The organism is Aestuariivivens insulae, assembly GCF_022662195.1.
Lineage (GTDB): Bacteria > Bacteroidota > Bacteroidia > Flavobacteriales > Flavobacteriaceae > Aestuariivivens > Aestuariivivens insulae.
This window is the reverse complement of the sequence record NZ_JAKMCS010000007.1, coordinates 116,890-137,839: the sequence shown is the minus strand read 5'-3', so window position 1 is coordinate 137,839 and position 20,950 is coordinate 116,890. Positions and strand designations below refer to the sequence as shown.

14 protein-coding genes are annotated in these 20,950 nt (G+C 36.4%); 5 read left to right on the top strand and 9 right to left on the bottom strand.

Going from position 1 to position 20,950, the window contains the following annotated elements:
• Nucleotides 1-2: 2 nt before the first annotated feature.
• The 4 genes from MR062_RS10390 to MR062_RS10375 all read right to left on the bottom strand — a co-directional run bounded on the left by MR062_RS10390 (nucleotide 3) and on the right by MR062_RS10375 (nucleotide 8,342).
• Nucleotides 3-1,529 (bottom strand): sulfatase family protein, encoded by a 1,527-nt coding sequence (locus MR062_RS10390; RefSeq protein ID WP_242204117.1) that lies wholly within the window; start codon nucleotides 1,527-1,529, stop codon nucleotides 3-5.
• 13 nt (nucleotides 1,530-1,542) lie between these two features.
• A complete protein-coding gene (locus MR062_RS10385) occupies nucleotides 1,543-4,317 on the bottom strand; it encodes a family 78 glycoside hydrolase catalytic domain (protein ID WP_242204115.1) in 2,775 nt (924 codons plus the stop codon).
• A gap of 4 nt (nucleotides 4,318-4,321) precedes the next feature.
• Nucleotides 4,322-7,099, bottom strand: a complete 2,778-nt coding sequence (locus MR062_RS10380) for an alpha-L-rhamnosidase (RefSeq protein ID WP_242204113.1) — start codon at nucleotides 7,097-7,099, stop codon at nucleotides 4,322-4,324.
• Nucleotides 7,100-7,319: 220 nt separating this feature from the next.
• Nucleotides 7,320-8,342, bottom strand: a complete 1,023-nt coding sequence (locus MR062_RS10375) for a LacI family DNA-binding transcriptional regulator (protein WP_242204112.1) — start codon at nucleotides 8,340-8,342, stop codon at nucleotides 7,320-7,322.
• Between the two features lie 206 nt (nucleotides 8,343-8,548).
• Between MR062_RS10375 and MR062_RS10370 the strand changes: the two genes are divergently transcribed.
• The 5 genes from MR062_RS10370 (at nucleotide 8,549) to MR062_RS10350 (ending at nucleotide 14,139) form a co-directional block, all read left to right on the top strand.
• Complete coding sequence (locus MR062_RS10370; RefSeq protein ID WP_242204111.1) at nucleotides 8,549-9,598, top strand: tartrate dehydrogenase; 1,050 nt, start codon at nucleotides 8,549-8,551, stop codon at nucleotides 9,596-9,598.
• Nucleotides 9,599-9,815: 217 nt separating this feature from the next.
• Nucleotides 9,816-10,454, top strand: coding sequence for a cyclase family protein (locus MR062_RS10365; protein WP_242204108.1), 639 nt, complete (start codon nucleotides 9,816-9,818; stop codon nucleotides 10,452-10,454).
• Nucleotides 10,451-11,851: a four-carbon acid sugar kinase family protein gene (locus MR062_RS10360; RefSeq protein ID WP_242204107.1), complete on the top strand. Its 1,401-nt coding sequence runs from the start codon at nucleotides 10,451-10,453 to the stop codon at nucleotides 11,849-11,851. Before MR062_RS10365 ends, MR062_RS10360 begins: the two co-directional genes overlap by 4 nt.
• A gap of 1 nt (nucleotide 11,852) precedes the next feature.
• On the top strand, nucleotides 11,853-13,124 hold the full coding sequence (locus MR062_RS10355; protein WP_242204105.1) for an MFS transporter: 1,272 nt from the start codon (nucleotides 11,853-11,855) through the stop codon (nucleotides 13,122-13,124).
• Nucleotides 13,114-14,139 carry a Gfo/Idh/MocA family protein gene (locus tag MR062_RS10350; RefSeq protein ID WP_242204103.1) on the top strand — a complete coding sequence of 342 codons (1,026 nt, stop codon included), beginning with the start codon at nucleotides 13,114-13,116 and terminating at the stop codon, nucleotides 14,137-14,139. The genes MR062_RS10355 and MR062_RS10350 overlap by 11 nt, the downstream gene beginning before the upstream one ends.
• A gap of 123 nt (nucleotides 14,140-14,262) precedes the next feature.
• Here MR062_RS10350 and MR062_RS10345 read toward each other — a convergent pair whose 3' ends face one another.
• The 5 genes from MR062_RS10345 to MR062_RS10325 form a co-directional block, all read right to left on the bottom strand.
• Nucleotides 14,263-16,959 (bottom strand): DUF4955 domain-containing protein, encoded by a 2,697-nt coding sequence (locus tag MR062_RS10345; protein WP_242204101.1) that lies wholly within the window; start codon nucleotides 16,957-16,959, stop codon nucleotides 14,263-14,265.
• A gap of 17 nt (nucleotides 16,960-16,976) precedes the next feature.
• Nucleotides 16,977-17,681, bottom strand: a complete 705-nt coding sequence (locus MR062_RS10340; protein WP_242204098.1) for a fibronectin type III domain-containing protein — start codon at nucleotides 17,679-17,681, stop codon at nucleotides 16,977-16,979.
• 92 nt (nucleotides 17,682-17,773) lie between these two features.
• The gene (locus MR062_RS10335) at nucleotides 17,774-19,966 is read right to left on the bottom strand and encodes a BNR-4 repeat-containing protein (RefSeq protein WP_242204092.1); all 2,193 of its coding nucleotides are present in this window, start codon (nucleotides 19,964-19,966) and stop codon (nucleotides 17,774-17,776) included.
• Nucleotides 19,967-20,071: 105 nt separating this feature from the next.
• Nucleotides 20,072-20,386 (bottom strand): L-rhamnose mutarotase, encoded by a 315-nt coding sequence (gene rhaM, locus MR062_RS10330; protein WP_242204086.1) that lies wholly within the window; start codon nucleotides 20,384-20,386, stop codon nucleotides 20,072-20,074.
• Nucleotides 20,387-20,406: 20 nt separating this feature from the next.
• Entirely contained in the window at nucleotides 20,407-20,742 is a 336-nt protein-coding gene (locus MR062_RS10325; protein WP_242204228.1) for a fibronectin type III-like domain-contianing protein, read from the bottom strand.
• Nucleotides 20,743-20,950 lie beyond the last annotated feature (208 nt).

Here is a 20,950-nt window from a genome sequence, read left to right as displayed (position 1 = left end):
TATTAGTCTTTTAAAGGTTTAGGAGATTGTACTATTGGTTTAGTTGCCCCAACATTTTTAAGGTTTCCTTTTCCTTCATTAAACCCCCAAAACGGTATGGCTTTTTTCTTTTCATCCAAAACATAGTTATACTTTTTTAGATAGAAATCACTTGTTCCAAACTCGTCGTTAATTTGAGCCAAAGCACTATTTAATTTAGAATCTAAATCTTTTTGAATAACACTTAATTCAGGTTTCCCTAATAAATTATTTTGTTGAAACGGATCTGTTATATTATCGTAAAACATACTTGGCCCACTCGGAGTTCTGGCATACGTATATTGTTTGGTTTTAATAGCACGATAAGGTTGGTCATTAAAATTGGCTCCAAAAGGTGATGGATTCATAACCAAAGCCACTCTGTCTACATTAGGATCTGGATTTTTGATTAACTCCGCTAAGTTTTCACCTTCTATCCCTTTAGGAATTTCAATGTTGGTTAACCCAAGTAATGATGGTAAAATATCTGGTGTAGTTAAGGGCGCATTGACTACAGTCCCCTTATTTTTCCCAATAGACGGATAACTAATTAAAAACGGTACTCTAATGGATTCATCCCACGCTAATTGTTTTACGAAAGGTTTCACACCATGAGCCCCCATCATTTCACCGTGGTCTGCAGAAAACACAATAATAGTATTTTCCATTAAATTAAGTTCTTTAAGTTTATTTATAACCAGACCTATAGCCTCATCTGTAGCAGTTGCATGGGCATAATACCCTTGTAGTTCCATACGGCATTTTTCTTCAAATTCCTTTGGAATATTTGGACCTAATGTTAAAGCCTCAGGAGTATACATTTCCTTGTATTTATTAGGGGCGCTATTATGAGGATAATGTGGTGTTGCAATTGATAGGAATGCTAAAAATGGTTTTTCATCACTGGCATGTTTAGTGATATAGGCATTTGCATCTTTTACGATGGCGAAAGGGGAATACTCCTGCCAATGTTTCAATTCAGGATTGTCATTACCATAATAGGGCATTTCTGTATAATTGTGCGAACATTCTAAAGCTTTCCAATAGTCAAAACCTTGTCTTCTCTCTTTAGGAATGTAAGATGATCTGCCATGGCCATCTAAATGCCATTTGCCCCAATATGCTGTATTGTAGCCTTCGGCTTTATAAATCTCTGCCATGGTCAATTCTTCTGCAGGTAAATACAAATCGTTTAAAAACATACCTGTTGTTGTTGGATATTTACCTGTTAACAAGGATGCCCTGTGAGGTGTGCAAACAGGTAAAACCGATACGGCATTGGTAAAGTTTACTGATGACTTCGCAAAAGCATCTAAATTTGGTGTCTTTACATCAGGATTGCCGGCATAACCCAAAGCCGAACCACGCCATTGATCTGTAAGGATGTAAACAATGTTTGGTTTTCTTGAAACTTGAGAAACCAATGTCTCAACCTCCCTTTTCTCTCCTTTGCAACCTACTATAGTAAATAATAATACAATTATGGTCCCGCATCTTTTAGCTATCTTCATATTACTTTTAATTTTATAATTGTGTTTTAAACTTATAAGTTCCTGGTTGGATTTCCAAATTGAAACAACCATCCGTTTTACCTAATAATTTTAAGTTTTCATTTTCAATCAACACCTTACCTTCTACAACTAAATCTTTTGTAAGATCTCCAGGAACTTTAATTAGCGCTGTCGTATTTGGAGGAACAATCACTTCCAATTTAAATTCGTTATCTACAATTTCCCAAAAAGATGCTACTTTCCCATAGGGTGTATTTAAACTTGCTGATGCCGACGTTAGTGGTACTCTTGGCTTTGGTGCAATTCTAATTACTTTATAACCCGCTTCCTGAGGTGCAATTGCTCCTATTCGCTCATACATCCATTCACCAATGGCCCCATAAGCATAGTGATTTAAACTATTCATACTCATAGGGTTATAACCTTCTGTTTTACTATAGCTGTTCCAACGTTCCCAAATGGTAGTTGCTCCTTGATTGATAGAATAAAACCATGATGGATAGGTCTCATTAAATAATAATTGGTACATCAAATCAATCTCACCCATATCATCTAAGACCTGAGATAACAATGGCGTACCTAAAAACCCTGTACGTAAATGGTTATCAGCCTCTTCTAATTTTCTAAGCAAATTAGCCTGTGCCTTTTTTTGCTTATGTTCTGGAAGTAAATCAAATGCTAAAGCCAACAAATAAGATGTTTGTGTTTCGGTTACGCCTTTTACTTTTCCGGATTCATCAAAAAAAGTGTCATCAAATGCCTTCGCCACCGTATTAAAAATAGCTTCATACTTTGCTTGTTCTTCGGTTTCGCCTAGAACTTCTGCAGTTTTTGCAGTTAGTTGTGCTGAATGTGCAAAAAATGCAGTTCCAATAAGATTTCTAGACGTATCCCCTCTTGTATTACCATTTTCAGGAAAAGGCTGTAACCAATCTGAAAAAGACATCATATTAGAAATGTAATTTTTAGATTTCATTTCATGATGCGCCACCCAAGCCTTCATCATTTCAAAGTTATCTTCTAAAAAACCTAAATCTCCAGTTCGCTTATAGATTTTCCAAGGAATAATGGTGCACACATCACCCCATCCAGAGCTGGCTATTTTATTGCCTCTAGCATCAGGTACTGTCCAAGGAATGGCCCCATCTTCAAGTTGCGCTTCACGCACACTTTGCAACCAACTTGCCCAAAATTTATACACATAGGCATTAAACATGGATGTTGGTCCAAATACTTGAGCATCTCCTGTCCATCCTAAACGTTCATCGCGCTGTGGACAATCTGTTGGAATATCTAAAAAGTTACCACGCAAACCCCAAACAATGTTGCTTTGTAACTGATTTAATTTTTCGTGAGAGGAAGTAAATGTTCCATTATCATCAAAATCTGAATATAAAACAACGCCTGTAACCCAATCTTTTTGTGGTTCTTTAGAAGTATCAAAACCACTTAATTCTACATAGCTAAACCCATGAAACGTAAATTTTGGTTGGTATTCTATAACCCCATCTTTAGATGCGATATAATAGTCCGTAGAATGTGCCCCTCTATAATTTTTTGTATAAAATGTACCATCTGGCGATAACATTTCTGCAAATCTAATTTTTAGGGTATCTCCTTTTTTCATCGGCACTTTTACCAATGGTACGCCTACCATATTTTGGTTCATGTTAAATATTACACCACCATCTTTTTTAGTAATTTCTTGTGGTTCAAGTTTAATTTTACCTTTTATACTAGTATGGCGTTTTGGTTCTAATTTCACGTTATCATCAATTGTTACCACTTCAACTGACACCCAGTCTTTATCATCAAAATTATTGGTAGCCCAATTCGGCATCTCTAAATTGGCATTGTAAATTTCACCGTCATAAATTTCTGAAAATTGAATTGGCCCATTGGTCATTCCCTTCCAGCTTTTATCAGAAACAATAAGCTCTTTAGATCCATCTTTCATAGCCATTTCCAACTGCACCAAGACTTTAGGCGAAATAGTATTATCCCAAGGCGTATTTCCCCAAAGCAATCTTCCTGAATACCAACCTGAAACCAACTCTACACCAATGGTATTTTGTCCGGACTTTATTAAATCAGTGACATCGTACGTTAAGGTTTCAATACGCTTATCATAGGTTGTAAATCCAGGGGACATGGTGTCGTCATTCACATTCTCCCCATTTATAGAAACATCAAAAACACCCTTTGCTGTAATGTATAATCTTGCCGAAGCCACATCCTTGGATAGCTCAAACCTTTTTCTTAAGTATTGTGGTTTGTGTATCAACACTTTTCCTCTTCCCCTTATGCTATCTTTGGCTGTATCTAAACCTACCCATTGTGCTTTCCAATCATTATTATTTAATAATCCAAGTTCAAAATGATTAATTTCACTCCACTTTGAGGCGTCTTTATCTTGATTCCAATACTTTACCTGCCAAAACACTTTTTGGCGAGATTCTAAAGGTTTACCCCCATATTTTACCCAAACAGACTGGTCTGTCATTTGCTTGCCAGAATCCCATAAATCGGCATTATCTGGTAACAAGTTTTCACTAGATGCTACAACAATATGATAAGCTGACTGACTTTTAACATCTTTTGCTATTGGTAGTTTCCAAGAAAATGTAGGATTAGCGTCATAAAACCCTAATGGGTTTTTAAAACCTTCTGAAATTGTTAGGCTTTCTGCTGCTATTAGGATTTGCTTCTCAGCACAGGATATCTGACCGAAAAAGATTGCAAAAACAAATAGTCTTACAACATTTTTAAAAGTGAATCTGTTAATCATTTATCTAAAATTGAGATTGAAATTTATATGTACCGGCCTTCGCCAAAATTTTATTGGAACTAGTAATTTTTAAATCTGAGCTTTCCTTGAACACCTGTCCGTTTACCATTAATTCTGCTCCGTAGCTTTTAGGAATGCTTATCTCTGCCGTAGTGCTAGGCGGAATTGCTATATCGAGATAAAACATATTGTTTTCTACGCTCCAAGATGATGAGGCTTTACCATAAGGCGTGTTAATACTTGCGGATGCCGAGCTTAAATACTTGGTATTGGGCACAGGTGCTATTTTAATTTTTTTATAACCAGGCTCTAAAGGCGCAAGACCTGCAATACGTTCGTACATCCACTGTCCTATGGCTCCATAAGCATAATGGTTAAGACTATTCATTTGTTGCTTATTATAACCTTCTTTTTTATTATAGCTATTCCAACGTTCCCACATGGTAGTGCCCCCTTGGTTTATAGAATAAAACCAAGACGGATAGGTTTCTTTAAAGAGTATCTTATACATTAAATCTATTTCCCACATATCATCCAAAACCTTCGGTAAAATTGGTGTTCCTAAAAAACCCGTCCCCAAATGATAATCGGCTTTTTTTATGGTTCCTAATTGGTGTTGCTGCGCTTTTCTCTTTGTTTCCGGTTTTAGCAAATCAAAATGAATGGCGAGTAAATAACTTGTTTGTGTTTCATGTTCGGTGCTTACCTTTCCGTTTTTGTCAAAAAATTCATTTTCAAAAGTATTGGCAATGGTATCGAATAAACCTTTGTATTTCTTTTCATCTATATCCTTACCCAAAACACCAGCCATTTTAGAAATTAAATGTGCGGAATTTGCAAAATATGCTGTATTAATTAAATCTCTTGATGTATCACCTCGATTTCCAATCTTTCCTTCGTTGGTAGGAAATGGCTGTAACCAATCTCCAAAAGAATGCATCATTGGCACATAGGCTTTTTCTCTAACTTTAGATTCATAGTAACCAACCCATTTTTTTCCCATGTCGTAATTTTCTTCAAGTATTGTTCTATCTCCAGTTAGATTATACAAATCCCAAGGAATTATAACGCAAGCGTCTCCCCAACCAGAACTAGCATTATTTCCCTGCAATACATCTGGAATAATAAACGGAATCAACCCATTGGTATGTTCCGCTTGAGTTTCACGCATACTTTGCAACCATGCTGACCAATATGAGTACATATCATAATTAAACATGGCAGTTGGGCTAATAACCTGTGCATCACCTGTCCACCCTAAACGTTCGTCCCGTTGCGGACAATCTGTAGGAATATCAAAAAAGTTATCACGTAAGCCCCAAGTTATGTTACTCTGCAATTGGTTTAACTTGTCATGTGACGAGGTGAAAGTTCCATTTTTCTCAAAATCAGAATGCTGAACGAAAGCTTTAACCCAACTTGCATCTGGTTGTGAACTCTTATCAAAACCACTTAACTCAATATATTGAAATCCATGAAATGTAAATTTTGGAGTATATTCTATAATTCCATCAGAAGCGGCAATATAATAATCGGTTGAATGTGCGGAGCGATAGTTTGTGGTGTAAAAGGCTCCATCTGCCAAAAGCATTTCAGAGAAACGTATTTTTAGCGTATCTCCCTTTTTCATTGGCACTTTCACTTTAGGAACACCAACAATATTCTGTTTTAAATTAAAGATTGCTCTATTTTCATTTACAGAAACCAATATAACATCATCTAAAATTGTTTTGGTTTTTACCGTATTATGTCTTTTAGGTTCCAATTTTATTGAATTATTTATATCCTCTACTTCAACTACTTCCCAAGATGCATCATCAAATTCAGAATTGGTCCAATTTGGTATTTCAAAATTTGCATCATAAATTTCACCATCATAAATACTTGCTAATCGAATTGGGCCATTTGTAATGCCTTTCCAAGTTTCATCTGAAACAATAGTTTGTTTTGAACCATCTTTCAAAGTGATTTCTAACTGACATATTATTTTTGGAGATGCTAAATTTTCATAAAGTGCATTACCTCTACTAATTCTTCCAGAATGCCAACCTGATGCCAACTCTACGGCTATAACATTTTTTCCTAAAACCACTATTTCAGTAACATCATAAGTCAACGTCTCTATACGATGGTTATAGGGGGTCCAACCTGGAGGCATTACATCATCGCTAACGTCTTTTCCGTTTAAATGTACATCAAAAACACCTTTTGCTGTAATGTGCAATCTGGCCGATACTACTTCAGAAGAAACTTCGAACCCCTTTCTTATATATTGTGGTCTGTGCATTAAAAACTTTCGCACCCCTTTTATGCTATCTTTTGAAGTATCTAAACCCGTCCATTTTGCTTTCCAATCCGTGTCATTCAAAAGGCCTAATTCAAAATGGTAGATATCGCTCCATTTTGAAATATTGCCATCCTGATTCCAATAACGCACTTGCCAAAATACTTTTTGACACGATTGTAACTTTGTACCCTCGTATTGCACAAAGGTAGATTTTGAACTTTCTTGTTTTTTAGAATCCCATAAATTTGGGTCATTTGGCAAAAATTCAGGGTTAGTTGCTACTACTATCTGATACCCTGATTGAGATTTTACATTTTGTGAAACTGGCAGTTTCCAAGAAAATGTTGGTGTTACATCATAAAAGCCAATAGGATTTTTAAACCCTTCTGAAATCGTGAGAAAATCTGGTGCTACAATTTCCTTTTCGTTACAGGAAAAAATGCTAAAAACAAAAACAAAAAGAGTGATTCCCTTAAAAAAGGATATAAGTTCCATTACTAAACAGAATTTAAAACATTGGATAGTTAAGTTTTATATTTATCTTTTATAAAATAAAATAGCAATGTGGTTCATATTTGAAAAAAAACTATCCTGCCCTGTCTTGTTAGCACTTAAATATTAGCAAATCTTGTACAAAAAAGAACAACTTTATTAACTCCTCATTAATGGACTCCCCAAAATCCAAGATCCTAACGAATTCAATACTTTACAAAAATCAGTTTAATTTGTTTCTATTGGTAGAATTCCTAATTACCAATTCAGATTTCAGCACTATATGGGTTATTTTTTTAGAACTTTTGTGGATTTTCCCAAAAATCAATTTGGCAGCTTCATACCCCATTCTAAAAGCTGGTTGATCAATACTGGTCAAAGATGGCTCAAGAAGCTCGTTTACGGGTTCATTGTTAAAACCTATTATTGCCAAATCTTCTGGTATTTTAAGCCCTCTTTCTTTTGCTGCTACCATAACCGCTATAGCTACCTGATCACTGAATGCTAAAATACCATCTGGCGGAACTGGCGAGTAAACTAATTTTCTAGCTGCACTTAAATTACCTTCCTTTGTAAAATTACAGTGTCCAATGTGCTTTTCGCCTATAGACAAGCTGGCGTCTTCCAAAGCTTGCTTATATCCAAATAATCGCTTGTTACTAATTTGAAGGGACTCCGGCCCACCTAAATAAGCTATATTCCTACATCCCATAGTTATTAAATGCTCCGTTGCGTCATAAGCCGCTTTAAAATTATCTATCACAACCTTATCGGTCACAACCTCATCACACTGCCTATTAAACAAAACCAACGGTACATTCTTCTCCTTGAGATCCAAAAAATGATCAAAATTCTTCGTTTCCCCTGCAAGAGAAACTATTAATCCCGAAACTCCAATCTTGACAAGTTCTTCAATTAAACTCTTTTCTCTTTCATAAGACTCATTCGACTGACATATAATAATGTGCATATTGTTCTCTTCAGCCATCTTCTCTATGCCACTTATAGCCATAGCATATAAGTGATAAGAGAGCTTTGGCACAATCACACCTATGGCCCCAATTCTTTTTGGCAATACCGACTCTGGATATTTGCCATCAAAATAGTTTAATTCATCAGCTGTCATTAAAACCTTCTTCCTTACAGATTCGCTAATCCTGTAATCATCCTGAAGTGCCCTAGACACCGTAGAAGTGGAAACCCCTAAAACCCCAGCTATATCTCTTAAAGTAATCTTCCTTTTCAAAATCTAAATATTTACGTATCCAAAAATAAGAATCAAAACTACTTAATGCAATTTATTGCATAATAAGTTATTAAAGTTTAATTCAAACATACCTATAATATTTAATTTAGCAAACATCAACGTATTTTAACCAAAAAAATATTTTATGCAATTTTTTGCATAAAATATTTAATCAAAGTAAAACAACCTAAATAAATATTATTAAAATGAGCAAAACTTATAACATTGCAGTTGTACCTGGAGATGGTATTGGAAATGAAATTGTACCAGAGGGATACAGAGTTTTAGAAGCCGTAGCAAAAAAGCACGACTTTAGTATAACCTCTGAAACCTTTAATTGGGGAGCAAAATATTATTTGGAAAAAGGCAAATTTCTTCCTGACAATGGATTGGACAGCCTTAAAAAATTTGATGCGGTTTATTTTGGCTCTGTAGGATTACCAGCAGTTGATGACACCCTACCCGCCAAAGACTACACCTTCAAGGTACGCACTAACTTCAATCAATATGTAAATTACAGACCCGTGAGAACTTATCCTGGTGTAACGCGTCCGCTGAGAAGTGAAAAACATATTGACTTTGTTATTATCAGAGAGAATGTTGAGGGGGAATTTGTTCAAATGGGCGGTCAATATTTACCAGACTCTGATAATGGTATGGGTATTGATACCAGTGTATTCACTAGAAAAGGTATCGAGCGTGTAGCACACTATGCATTTAAACTTGCTAGGAAAAGACGCAACAAAGTCACCCACATTACCAAATCCAACACCTTAATTAATAGCTTAACTTATTGGGACCGTGTAATCAAGGAAGTTGCCACAGAGTACCCAGATGTAGAACACGATCAAATGTACATTGATAATTGTACTGCAAATTTTGTATTAAAGCCAGAGGTTTTTGACGTTGTCTTAACAACCAATCTATTTGGAGATATTTTAAGTGATTTAGGCGGAGCCATAATGGGAAGCCTGGGACTTGGAGGAAGCGGTAACATAAACCCTGAAAAGGAATTTCCTTCTATGTTCGAGCCAATACATGGTTCTGCTCCTGATATTGCAGGGAGAAACATTGCAAATCCCTACGGACAAATCTGGTCGGCCGCTATCATGCTGGAGCATTTAGGCGAAGTTGAAGCCGCCGATAGCATCATGAAAGCAATCGACAAAAGCACACAACAAGGAGTACTAACAGTAGATCTAGGTGGCAAGGCAGGCACCAAAGAGGTAGCAGATGCCGTAATTAAAAACCTGTAGTGTCAACCGAATCATATTGGACTGCTAGCACACAGACTGAATGCTGACTAAAAGTCTTTTAGTCCCCTACTCATCTACCTGCCGGCAGGATTAGAAATATGATATTGATTCTATTATTCGTAATTTGTGGCTAAGAAAATTTTCAGAAACCGAAACTACTGCGGCTAAAGTACCTTCCTTAAGGAACAAGCAGGATTTCAATTAATCATTATAACCAATGAATAGGATTATTGACCTTACATTAAAGTATACTAATGATTTTACAGGGTTTACCAAAACGGCCAGTAAAACCATTGATAATGAAGGGTGGAATGCGAGCACCCTAACCTTTTACTCCCATTGTGGCACCCATATGGATGCACCAATACATTTTAATGTTAGCGAACAAACTATTGATGAAATCCCTGTTGAGAATTTTATAGGAAGAGCCTGGGTTATCGATGTGCGCGACATAGGCCCAAAAGGATTGATAGATCCAAAGCACATTCCTTTAAACATCCAAAGGGAATTTAAGAATGGAGACAGCTTAATTTTTTGGACAGGCTGGTCAAAATTCGTAAATACACCAAAGTACAGGAACGAATTACCCAGAATAAGCGAGTCATTGGCCATCTGGTGCCTAAGCAACAAGGTTAAGATGCTTGGTGTTGAACCGCCTTCTGTTGCCGATGTAAATAATTTAACTGAAGTCACTAAAATTCACCAAATTTTATTGAGGGGAGTGGTTATTATAGAAGGACTAACCAACCTAGAAAACTTACGGTCAAACTGTATTGAACTAATAGCGCTCCCTTTAAAAATAGGCCATGGAGATGGCTCTCCAGCACGCGTAATCGCTATTGAACATAAACAATGAGTTTATTTCTAAAAGACATATTAGGACAACTTCCAAAAGAGGATACTTACAATTACAGAGACTCCAACAAGATCCTGTTCAATACATCCAACAAAACCTGTGTGATAATTGACGATGACCCTACTGGAAACCAAACTGTATACGATGTACCTATTTTAACACAATGGGATTTAAACACTTTAATCCATGAATTTAAAAAAGAAACACGGACATTTTTCATTTTAACAAATTCAAGAAGTCTATCTAAAGAAAAATCTTCGGCTATATATAAGGAAATATCAAAAAACATCCTTAAAGCATCACAATTAACCCTTCGTGATTATACCATTGTAAGTCGGAGTGATTCAACACTAAGAGGTCATTTTTCAGAAATAGAAGCCATAAAACAATCTGGTGATTTTAATAAAGCCATTACCGTTTTTGCTCCTGTTATGTTTGAGGGAGGAAGGGTTACCATATCTGATATTCATTATATCAATGAAAACCAGAAATTAGTCCCGGTGAATAAAACGGCGTTCTCAAAGGATCATACATTTGCTTATATGAATGCTGATTTAAAATATTATATTGAGGAAAAAACCAACGGAAAAACCAAAGCTCCCAATGTGGTTTCTATAAGCATTGAAACTATTCGAACTATGGATGTTAATGCTTTATGTACTTTAATAAGTGCAATTGCCCCTGGAAAGTACTGTATCATAAACGCAGTAAGCTACAGCGACCTAGATAAAGTCGCACAAGCTCTTTTACTAGCAGAAAAATCGGGAAAAAAGATTCTCTATCGGACTTCCAGCTCTTTTGCTCCTTCCTATATAGGCTTAACCCCAAAGCCTTTATTAGATACAGAGCAACTAATTGATCCAAAAAATAAAAACGGCGGGTTAACCATCGTAGGCTCCTATGTTCCTAAATCATCAAGTCAACTTAAACACGTTTTTGAAAACAATAACCAAATAACCACTATAGTGGTGGACGTGGAAATAGTATTAGGCCCTCGATCAACGGCATATTTAGAATCCATAATTTCTAATATCAACAAAACGACAGAAAGTGGTAGGGATGCAATAGTCTACACCAGCAGAAAGTTAATTACTGGCAACAATGCTAAAACCAATATTGATATTGCTACAAAAATATCGCAAGCCCTAGTTACCATGGTAAATGGCATCAAGGTTTGTCCAAAGTATATACTGGCCAAAGGCGGCATTACCTCGCACGATTTAGCCATAAAAGGACTATACATGAATCGCTCTAAGGTTTTAGGACAAATCCTTCCGGGTGTTCCGGTATGGGAAATGGGAATGGAAACCCGGTTTCCCAAACTATTATATATTGTGTTCCCCGGCAATATAGGCGATGAAAAATCTCTTTCCGAAATAATAAAAAAACTATCGTAACATGAATACGGAAAAACACATTCCAAAAAAAAGATATGGATTCTTTGCAGGATCATTTTTAATTACATTACTATTATACATAGACAGAGTATGTATTTCTTCTGCTAAAGATTCTATAACAGGTGATTTAAACTTGACCGACATACAAATGGGATGGGTATTAAGTGCTTTTGCCTTGGGCTATGCCCTATTTCAGGTACCAGGAGGTGCATTGGGAGACCGATTTGGCGTTAGAAAAGTAATGACCTCTATTATGGTTTTATGGTCAATTTTTACGGCGTTGACAGGTGCAGCCTGGAATTATACATCCATGCTTTTGGCCAGATTCATTTTTGGCTCTGGAGAGGCTGGTGCTTTTCCCAATATTGCGAGAGCCGCATATTCATGGATACCATTGAAAGAAAGGGGTATTTTTCAAGGTATTAATTTCTCTGGTTCAAGATTAGGAGCCGCTTTTGCGCTCCCATTGGTAGCTTATTTAATTGATGCTTGGGGATGGCGCAACATTTTCTATTTCTTTGGTGCCGTAGGCATTGTATGCGCCCTATTGTTTTATTTATTTTTTAGAAACAAACCTGAAGAACACCCTGGCATTTCTGAAATCGAAAAGGCCTTTATTATTAATAATCGTCAGCAAGGGAAAGAAATTGACAAAGAAAATTTATCTGTAAAACGTATTCTTGGCTCTACAAATACCATCCTTGCCATGGTTCAGTATATTGGTAGTAACTTTATTTTCTTCTTTATGTTGACCTGGCTCTTCCCATACATCAAAGACAAGTATAATTTGAATTTAATAACTACTGGACTATATGCTATGATGCCCCTATTGGCAGGAGCATTAGGAAATTGGGTATCTGGTTATACCGTCGACACTATTTACAAAACGGGCAAATGGAAAACCTCAAGACAAATACCAGCAATTATAGGTTTTAGCATGGTAGTTATTGGAATCCTTTCCAGTCTTTATATGGACACAGCATTAGGCGCAGTTTTATGCCTATCGGTTTCCATTTTTGGAGCAGATATGACACTTAGCCCATCGTGGTCGTTTTGTATGGATATTGGAAAAGAACATTCTGGTAAGGTGTCTGGAATGATGAACATGGCTGGTAATCTTGGGGCTTTTGCAACAGCCTTGGCCTTTCCCTATTTACAATCATGGACAGGATCTAACGATTCTTTCTTTTTCCTGGCTGCTCTTCTTGGGGGAGTTGCCATTATTTGCTGGATATTTATGGATTCAACTAAACCAATAACAAATGAAAAATAAATTAAAAGGGGTTGCCATTGGCGCAGGATACTTCAGTAAATTTCAATACGAAGCTTGGACCCGTATACCGGAAGTGGAAATAACAGCCTTATGTAATTCTAATAAAGAACGTGCCAAAAGTATTATGGAGCCTTACGGTGTTCAAAATCACTATATCGATTACAAGGATATGATCCTTAAAGAAAAACCATATTTTGTAGACATTATAACACCTCCCGAAACCCACTTCGAAATGTGTAAGTTTGCAGCAGATCACGGTGTGCATATCATTTGCCAAAAGCCATTGGCTCCAACCTTCGAAGAGGCTCAAAAGATTGTGGACTATGTATCAAAAAGAAATGTACGCTTTGTGGTTCACGAAAATTTCAGATTCCAACCTTGGCATAGGGAAATAAAAAAACTCATTGATCAAGGTGAAATTGGGGATCTATTCAGTCTTAACTTTAGAAGCCGTATGGGTGATGGTTGGGGTGAAGACGCCTATTTATCCAGACAACCCTATTTCAGGGATTACAAAAAGCTACTCATATATGAAACGGGCGTACATTTTATAGACACCTTTCGTTATCATGCAGGCGAAATAGACAGTGTCTATGCCATATTGAAAAGGTTAAACCCAGTCATTAAGGGTGAAGATTCGGGACTGCTGATTCTTAATTTTGAAAACAAATCGCATGCCATATGGGACGCGAATCGCTACAATGAGAATAATTTCAAAAAACAACGCTATACGTTTGGTGAATATTTAATTGATGGATCAAAAGGCTCTATTCGATTGTATTCAGACGGCACTATAACCCTTCAAAAATTGGGAGAAGCTGAGAAAAACCATACCTATCAGCACAACGATATTGGTTTTGCCGGGGATTGCTGTTTTATATTTCAAAGAGATTGTATCGATAAATTAATTAACGGGGCTTCCTTTGAAACCAGTGGTAAAAATTACTTAAAGACATTGCAAGCTCAAGAGGCCGTTTACAAATCCGCAGAAATTAATGCCCCTGTGATTTTATAGTTGGAAACAAGATCAAATAAACTTAAGAAAGCCATAAAGTTTTAAAACTTTATGGCTTTAAAAATCATAATTCACCGATAGCCCAAAGCACTCTAAACTACCATTGGCATCGTTTATCACCCATTAATTCTTTATCAACTTAACAAATATTGGTTTCTCAATATTAATTTTAACAAAGTAGATACCACTTGGTTTATCTTTAAGGATTAATGAAATCTTCCCGTAACCAACGTTAAACTCTTTTAAATCTATCAATTGAGAATGCATGTTACAAATTTCTATATTTGCGACTTTTAAACCATTTGGTATATAAATTTCAAATCCGCCATTAGAAGGGTTTGGGTAAGCTCTAATATTTTCAAATAAATTGATTGTTTTAGACATTTTTCCCTGGCAATCCGCCATGGTCTTAACTTGGATTTCATCACCATGGTCTATTTCCACAGAAAAATCCGATTGATAAGTTTCAAGAATCTCTTGTCCATTTTTGTACACTTTAAATGGTGCTGTGCCTGAAACCACTGTTATATGGGCCGTTTTTTTGGCAACTGCTATTTTCCCACTTAAACCAACAGATCCTTCAATAACGATTTCATAGCATTGCCTATAGTCTTCTCCTTCAACCTCAATACATAAATCATAAGTTCCTGGCATCAATCCTTCAATGGTATGTGCATTTATAAAACTATACAAAACACCATCAATAGTTGCAATATAGTTATGTGTTTCCTCTGCATTTATTATAATCTTACCATTTTTCTTTCCAACACAAGTCTCTCCAATAGTTTCAATAGAAAAGTTATTAGCTGCCAATTGAAAAGGGCCAGGTATAATTTTTAATTCTATTATCGAAGCTGGCTCTGCTTCATGTCCCGCTAACATATTTACAACGTTTAAACGAAGTTTACGCACATAAATAACATTATTAAAAGAAATATTCTTTTCTATTCCTATTTCTGTTCCAGTTGCTATTTCTTTCCATACTGTGCCATCCCAATATTCTATATTCCAATCTTTAATTTTTGCCGATGGTTCCTTTATAGTTACACCGCTGATAGATTTATTTATGCCTAAATCCAACATCAACCATTGTCCCGCTCCAACACCATCAGATTCCCAAAATGTAAGGTCATCTGCATCATTTGCAAATTTCGCCTCTACATTCGATTTAAATGAAGATGCCGACATATAACCTCCATATAAACGTAACTGCAATTGCGCATCAAATAATGAACTAGGATAAACCTGCTCTCCACGAAGTTCATCCAAACCTTCATTAGTGAAGCCAATGTTTTCTCCAGCACCCTGCTGAAAGCCTATAAAGTAGGGATAAGCGAAAGTGTGAGTTCTTCTACTACTAGTATTAGAGACATACCAAAAGTCAAATGTTCTACTAGTGAAATTTGCCTCATGTTTAAAATTCCAAAATGTTAAATAAGGCCCACTATTCGGATACGCGTTTTCTGCACCCCCATTACCTACAAGAGTTCCTCCTTGCACATTATCCAATAAATTAGCATAAGGATGATAGCCATGGCAGTCTATGGGTTGCTCACTTTGCATAGTACAATTTAAAAAAACTGAACTTGTAGTACTCCATCGCATTCCTGGACCATGTAGCATTCCTTTTCTATCAGGTTCGACTAAGCCTTGATCGCAAGTATCTTCACAATTCTCAAAAAGCACGCCGTAACTCAATTTAGAAAAGTAACTTGCGTGCCCTCTTTTTCCATATATATGCACGTCTTTTACGGTAACAGCCATACTTCTTTCTATCTGAACACATTCATTCCAATCTTTAAAATCACAATCCCTTATCCATCCATTTACCACGTTTCCAAAATAAACGGATTGCCATGCAGAATCCACAATGTCATTGGCATGATGCACAAAATTTTCCGGATAGTCCTTCCAGGCACTTGTAAATAAAATATCCTCTACCCCCACTTCACTAATGGTGTTATACGTTTTTAAAACTGTAGTTGAAGACACTGGCATATTTAACTGCACAGGGTTTTTAAAGGTCACTTTATTACCTGAAATTTTAGTTATCAGGTGTTTTTCATAAGGACGAATCCCATTATTCTTAATAGCACCCCAATTTACATTTGGCGTTAAACCAGGCATATTGGCTTCTAGGTTATCAGTAGTTCTTTGATATAAATCTACATATTGCCCTACAGATAGGTTGGCTGTACTCGTAACCGTAACTTCAAAGTCACCTTTACTAATTTCTGCTGTTACCTGCGTTATATCGTTTGAATCGGTATTAGATGGTATAAACATAAACCGATAATGAGGTATACCGTTTCCAAACTTGTTCTCATTGAATTTATCTGCATATATCTCAGTGCCCCCAGTACCGGCACCCGCTCCTTTTAACACTATGTTACTACAATTTATTGTAATAGGTTGTGTTTTTGTTGCTTCACTGGAGACGATGTATTTACCTGCAGGGAAAAAAACAACTGTGGGCTGGTTACTTGCTTCGGCAGCATCTATAGCAGCTTGAATGGCGACATCATCATACCCTGTATCGTCGGCGATGGCTCCATAATCTAATACACTAATCGTGTTCCATGTAGAGACATCTGGAAGTTCCTTTTCAGAAAAATGATACCCAGAAAATGAAAAATCGCTTAACTTTGCTTCAGCCAAATTACCCCTTGGTTTTTTTACTGAAAAATCTACCCAAGAAGGAGCTTCTTTGTTTTGGGCGTTAACAGTAATGCCTATTAAGATGAAAACAGCTAGACATTTTATTAATGAAGGCCTTAATAGAGAAACTGACTCAATAACACACCTATTATTTTTAAACATAGCTTTATTTTTTCAGATTACTTTGTACTAAAACTCCACACTTGCCCAATAGTAACACCTCCGTTTCCATCTTTAACGACAACCTTAAAATAATACGTGGTTGATGCTGTTAACCCAGTAGCTTCATAAATAGTAGCTGATTGTGCTTCTGACACTTTGGTTGTAGGATCGCTATTTTTATCCAAATACACATCAAAGGTTAAAGCATCATTATCGACATCACTAGCTATCCAACTTAATGCCGCACTCGTACCGTCTATTTCTGAATTCAATGCTGGAGAAACTAATTCAGGTGCAAATGGAAGGTGGTTTGAAACACCCTCACCTTCGGTCAAAAATTGACCAACAGATGAATAAGCACTCTCTTCGCCTTTAACGTCTCTTGCCTTTATACGCCAATAATAGGATTTGCCCTTTTCTAAAGTGATAACTCTTGAGGTTGATGAACTTGAAACATCATGTGCCAATGTAGAGAAATCACTGTTTTCAGACACTTCAACCCTATAGGTTATCGCATTTCCTTCATTATCTGTTGAAGCGTTCCATTCAAAAACTACATTGTTGTCAATACACAAGGTATTGCTTAATGGATAAACCTGTGTTGGAACTGTAGGAGCCGTGTTTACTGGGTCTGGACCTGGATCACCATCACCATCACTGCCACTACTACAGGATACAAAAATACTCGTGAGTACAACTAAATATAAATATGACTTTTTCATCTTTTAAAGTTTATTGTTTTTTATAGCTAAGATGGAATTCGCCATAAACAAGCCAGTAGCTATTACCAATGCCTTACTATGGCTCATTTCATCTATTTCTTTATTAATTTTGTGAATACCGGTCTTTCCAAATTCATCCTTACAAAATAGATCCCGTTGGGTTTATCTGTTATATCCAAACTAACTTTCCCTTTATTTACGCGATACGTTTTAACCTTTATTAACTGTGAATGGATATTATAAACCTCCAGGTCAAGGGTCTCTATGCTATTGGGAATATATAGCTCAAATAATCCATCGGATGGGTTCGGATAGGCCTTGACCTCTTCTAGTAAATTGACGGTCTTTGACATTATTCCTTGGCATGCTTCCTTGCTCTTTACCTGAATCTCATCGCCATGGTCTACGGCTATTGAAAAATGGCTTTGATGGGTCTCAAATAACTCCACCCCATTTTTACAAACCCTATAAGGACCTGTACCTGAGGTTACTGAGACACTTGCTGATTTCTTCACAACAGATATCTTTCCACTTAAGCTTACGCCTCCCGCTATGGTAACCTCATAGCAATGGTTGTAGTTTTCTCCTACTACATCAATACAAAAATCATAAGTTCCAGGACTTAGTCCTTCTATGACAGTATTCTTATTGAAATTATATGTTACCCCATTGATAGTGGTGGTATAGTCGTGTGAAGCATCTCCTGTAATAATAAGCTTTCCGTTGTTCTTATCTGCACAGGTTTCACCAATAGACTGAATTGTAAAATTATTTACAGCTGTTGGATCTTTAGGTACTATTCCTAAATCTAGGATTTGTAAGTACAGTGGTTGGGCATTACCCGATTTGTTTTCCATTAAATAATAGTAAACCTTACCGTTATCAATGTGTACCACACCATGATCAAATGTTCTACCCGATGTTGCTTCATAAACTCTTGTAAAGTTGTTAGTGCCTCCTTCAGCCTTCTCAACAAAAATACGTTTACTAGTGGTTAGCCCAATAAGAAACACACTATTACCTGAAGTGTATATCGTCGAACCGCCTGAAAAATCTTCAGAGGTAATAAAATCTGTTGCGCCAGCAGGTTTGTAGGAATGTAAATATTTTGTGACGTTGTATTGGTTGTCTTTTACTTTACTTATAATATGTACATCTTCGTCTTCAGTAACAGTCCAATCAAAGCCATCCACAATACGTACTTGGTCTTTTTGAATGGTCTGTACATAATCGCCAGGCTCCATAACTTTTATAAAATCGGCATCCCACAATGGTAGGTCAAACGATTCCCCTTTATAGTTTTTCCACCCTGTAGCACCACTTTGATCATCTGAATAGGCATAATACACACCATTTTGATAGATGTATTTATCATCATTGTTAGAAGACCTACGTTGAAAACCAATGCGTATTTTTCCATTCTCGTATTTTATATCCCCATAAAGTCCCCAGTTGTATGTAATTCCTGGCTGATTTTTAGCGTTTAACGAATTAAAATCGGTAAAATCAGTCCAGCTCCCCGTACTGGCTTCATATTTCATAAACTTGTACATACCATTATTGTTACCTCCTTCTCGCATAAACATAAAAAGGTCTCCAGCATCATTGAGAAAGAACTTTGGATAGGTTAGAGCTACAAATTCAGTCTCAGGGGCACTTCCTGGCATACTTAAATGCTTATATCCACCACTATCGTTTTGAACAAATTTATCTAAGGTAAAATCGGCATCCGGCAAGAAAGCCGTATTCTTTACTGAATATGAATACCTAAAATAATCATTGGCTAAACTACCATCTGAAGGTTTTGTTGCACTATAGGCATGCATATCGTACAATAAATGAATAGTACCATCAATAGGGCTTACCCCTATAGCTATCGTATTGTGTGATTCACCAATCCAATATCTATTTTGATAACCAGTGTGCCTATGAGGAAACTCTATGGTTACCAGAGCACCTGTAAGCATATTATAACGCGTTAACATCACATGGCGGTCTGCTTTTCCCCCACGGTACCATGTCATAAAAACATAATTACCGTAGGTTTTTATACAATCACCATGTGCCGAAATGTTACGTCCAAAATAATAATCGTAAGGAGCGTTATCTCCTGTATTAGAAGCTCCACTTGCAACTTGACCACCATCAAAATGTAACCCTAAATCTGTTATTTTAATTTCCTTTTCTAGGACGACTTGAGCTTTTAAAATACTGGAAGATACGAGCAGTAGCACCAAAAAGATATTCACCTGACTTCTCCTTTGGAGTATGTACTTTGTTTTCATGATTCAATGCTTTCTAATTCCAATTTAGAATAATTGGATGAAATTAAATACTTTAGTCCATGCTCGTATCCTGTACTGTACTGTTGGTTTAACCCTAAATATTGGTTATTCCATATAAAACACCTCTTCTAAAGGTATAGAAACAGGTGAATTATCTGGATTTACTTCCATAATGTCTGCCATAAAATCCCACCATTTTTTAACAATAGGATTATCGGCTAAATCTTGAGAGCCACCATCTCCTACTACCTTTTGAAAGGCAAATAGTGTATTGGTTTCCTCATCAAGAAAAATAGAATACTCACTTACGCCACTATCTTTAAGTAATTTTTTTAATTCTGGCCACAATTGGTCGTGGCGACTTTTATAGGCATTCATTTGCCCTTCATGTAATTTCATTTTAAATGCCAGTCTTTTCATAACAATTAATGTTTTTACCATTATTTTACTTTAAGTCTTACTTTTTGCAAATCTTTTTCTAAAGAAGAAGCGCCTACTGAAATTGTAAATTTACCCCGTTCAACTACATTTTCCATATCCTGATTTAAAATATTAAGCTCATCGAATCCAAGTTTAAAGGACACCGTTTTAGTTTCTCCCGACTTGAGCGCGATACGCTCGAAACCTTTTAACATTTTTAAATATCTTCCAACCGTTGCATAATCATCAAGCACATACATTTGAATAACTTCATCTCCCGTCCGTTCTCCTGTATTGGTTACCGTAACAGAAAGGATTATACTGCCATGGCCGGAGAATTCAGCTACATCTGTCATCAAGATGGAACCGACAAATTATATGACCATTAAGCCGATCCCAATGAGTGGGCTAATCCGATTATGAATCCCGAATTCAAAAATGAAATTAAACCTTTAACAAATTACATCCTAAATGTTAGTGCCATTCGGGACTCACTGTAGTCGTGAAAATTTCAATCTTACTTCGTTAAGCAAAAGGCCAAATCAAGAGGCGAAAAAGCAAAAT

Excerpts from the sequence above, each read along its gene's own strand:
- MR062_RS10350 (WP_242204103.1), top strand. The coding sequence starts at position 13,114 with ATGAAAAATAAATTAAAAGGGGTTGCCATTGGCGCAGGATACTTCAGT.
- MR062_RS10340 (WP_242204098.1), bottom strand. The coding sequence starts at position 17,681 with ATGAAAAAGTCATATTTATATTTAGTTGTACTCACGAGTATTTTTGTA.
- rhaM (WP_242204086.1), bottom strand. The coding sequence starts at position 20,386 with ATGAAAAGACTGGCATTTAAAATGAAATTACATGAAGGGCAAATGAAT.
- MR062_RS10390 (WP_242204117.1), bottom strand. The coding sequence starts at position 1,529 with ATGAAGATAGCTAAAAGATGCGGGACCATAATTGTATTATTATTTACT.
- MR062_RS10345 (WP_242204101.1), bottom strand. The coding sequence starts at position 16,959 with ATGTTTAAAAATAATAGGTGTGTTATTGAGTCAGTTTCTCTATTAAGG.
- MR062_RS10370 (WP_242204111.1), top strand. The coding sequence starts at position 8,549 with ATGAGCAAAACTTATAACATTGCAGTTGTACCTGGAGATGGTATTGGA.
- MR062_RS10335 (WP_242204092.1), bottom strand. The coding sequence starts at position 19,966 with ATGAAAACAAAGTACATACTCCAAAGGAGAAGTCAGGTGAATATCTTT.
- MR062_RS10365 (WP_242204108.1), top strand. The coding sequence starts at position 9,816 with ATGAATAGGATTATTGACCTTACATTAAAGTATACTAATGATTTTACA.
- MR062_RS10360 (WP_242204107.1), top strand. The coding sequence starts at position 10,451 with ATGAGTTTATTTCTAAAAGACATATTAGGACAACTTCCAAAAGAGGAT.
- MR062_RS10325 (WP_242204228.1), bottom strand. The coding sequence starts at position 20,742 with ATGACAGATGTAGCTGAATTCTCCGGCCATGGCAGTATAATCCTTTCT.
- MR062_RS10355 (WP_242204105.1), top strand. The coding sequence starts at position 11,853 with ATGAATACGGAAAAACACATTCCAAAAAAAAGATATGGATTCTTTGCA.
- MR062_RS10380 (WP_242204113.1), bottom strand. The coding sequence starts at position 7,099 with ATGGAACTTATATCCTTTTTTAAGGGAATCACTCTTTTTGTTTTTGTT.
- MR062_RS10385 (WP_242204115.1), bottom strand. The coding sequence starts at position 4,317 with ATGATTAACAGATTCACTTTTAAAAATGTTGTAAGACTATTTGTTTTT.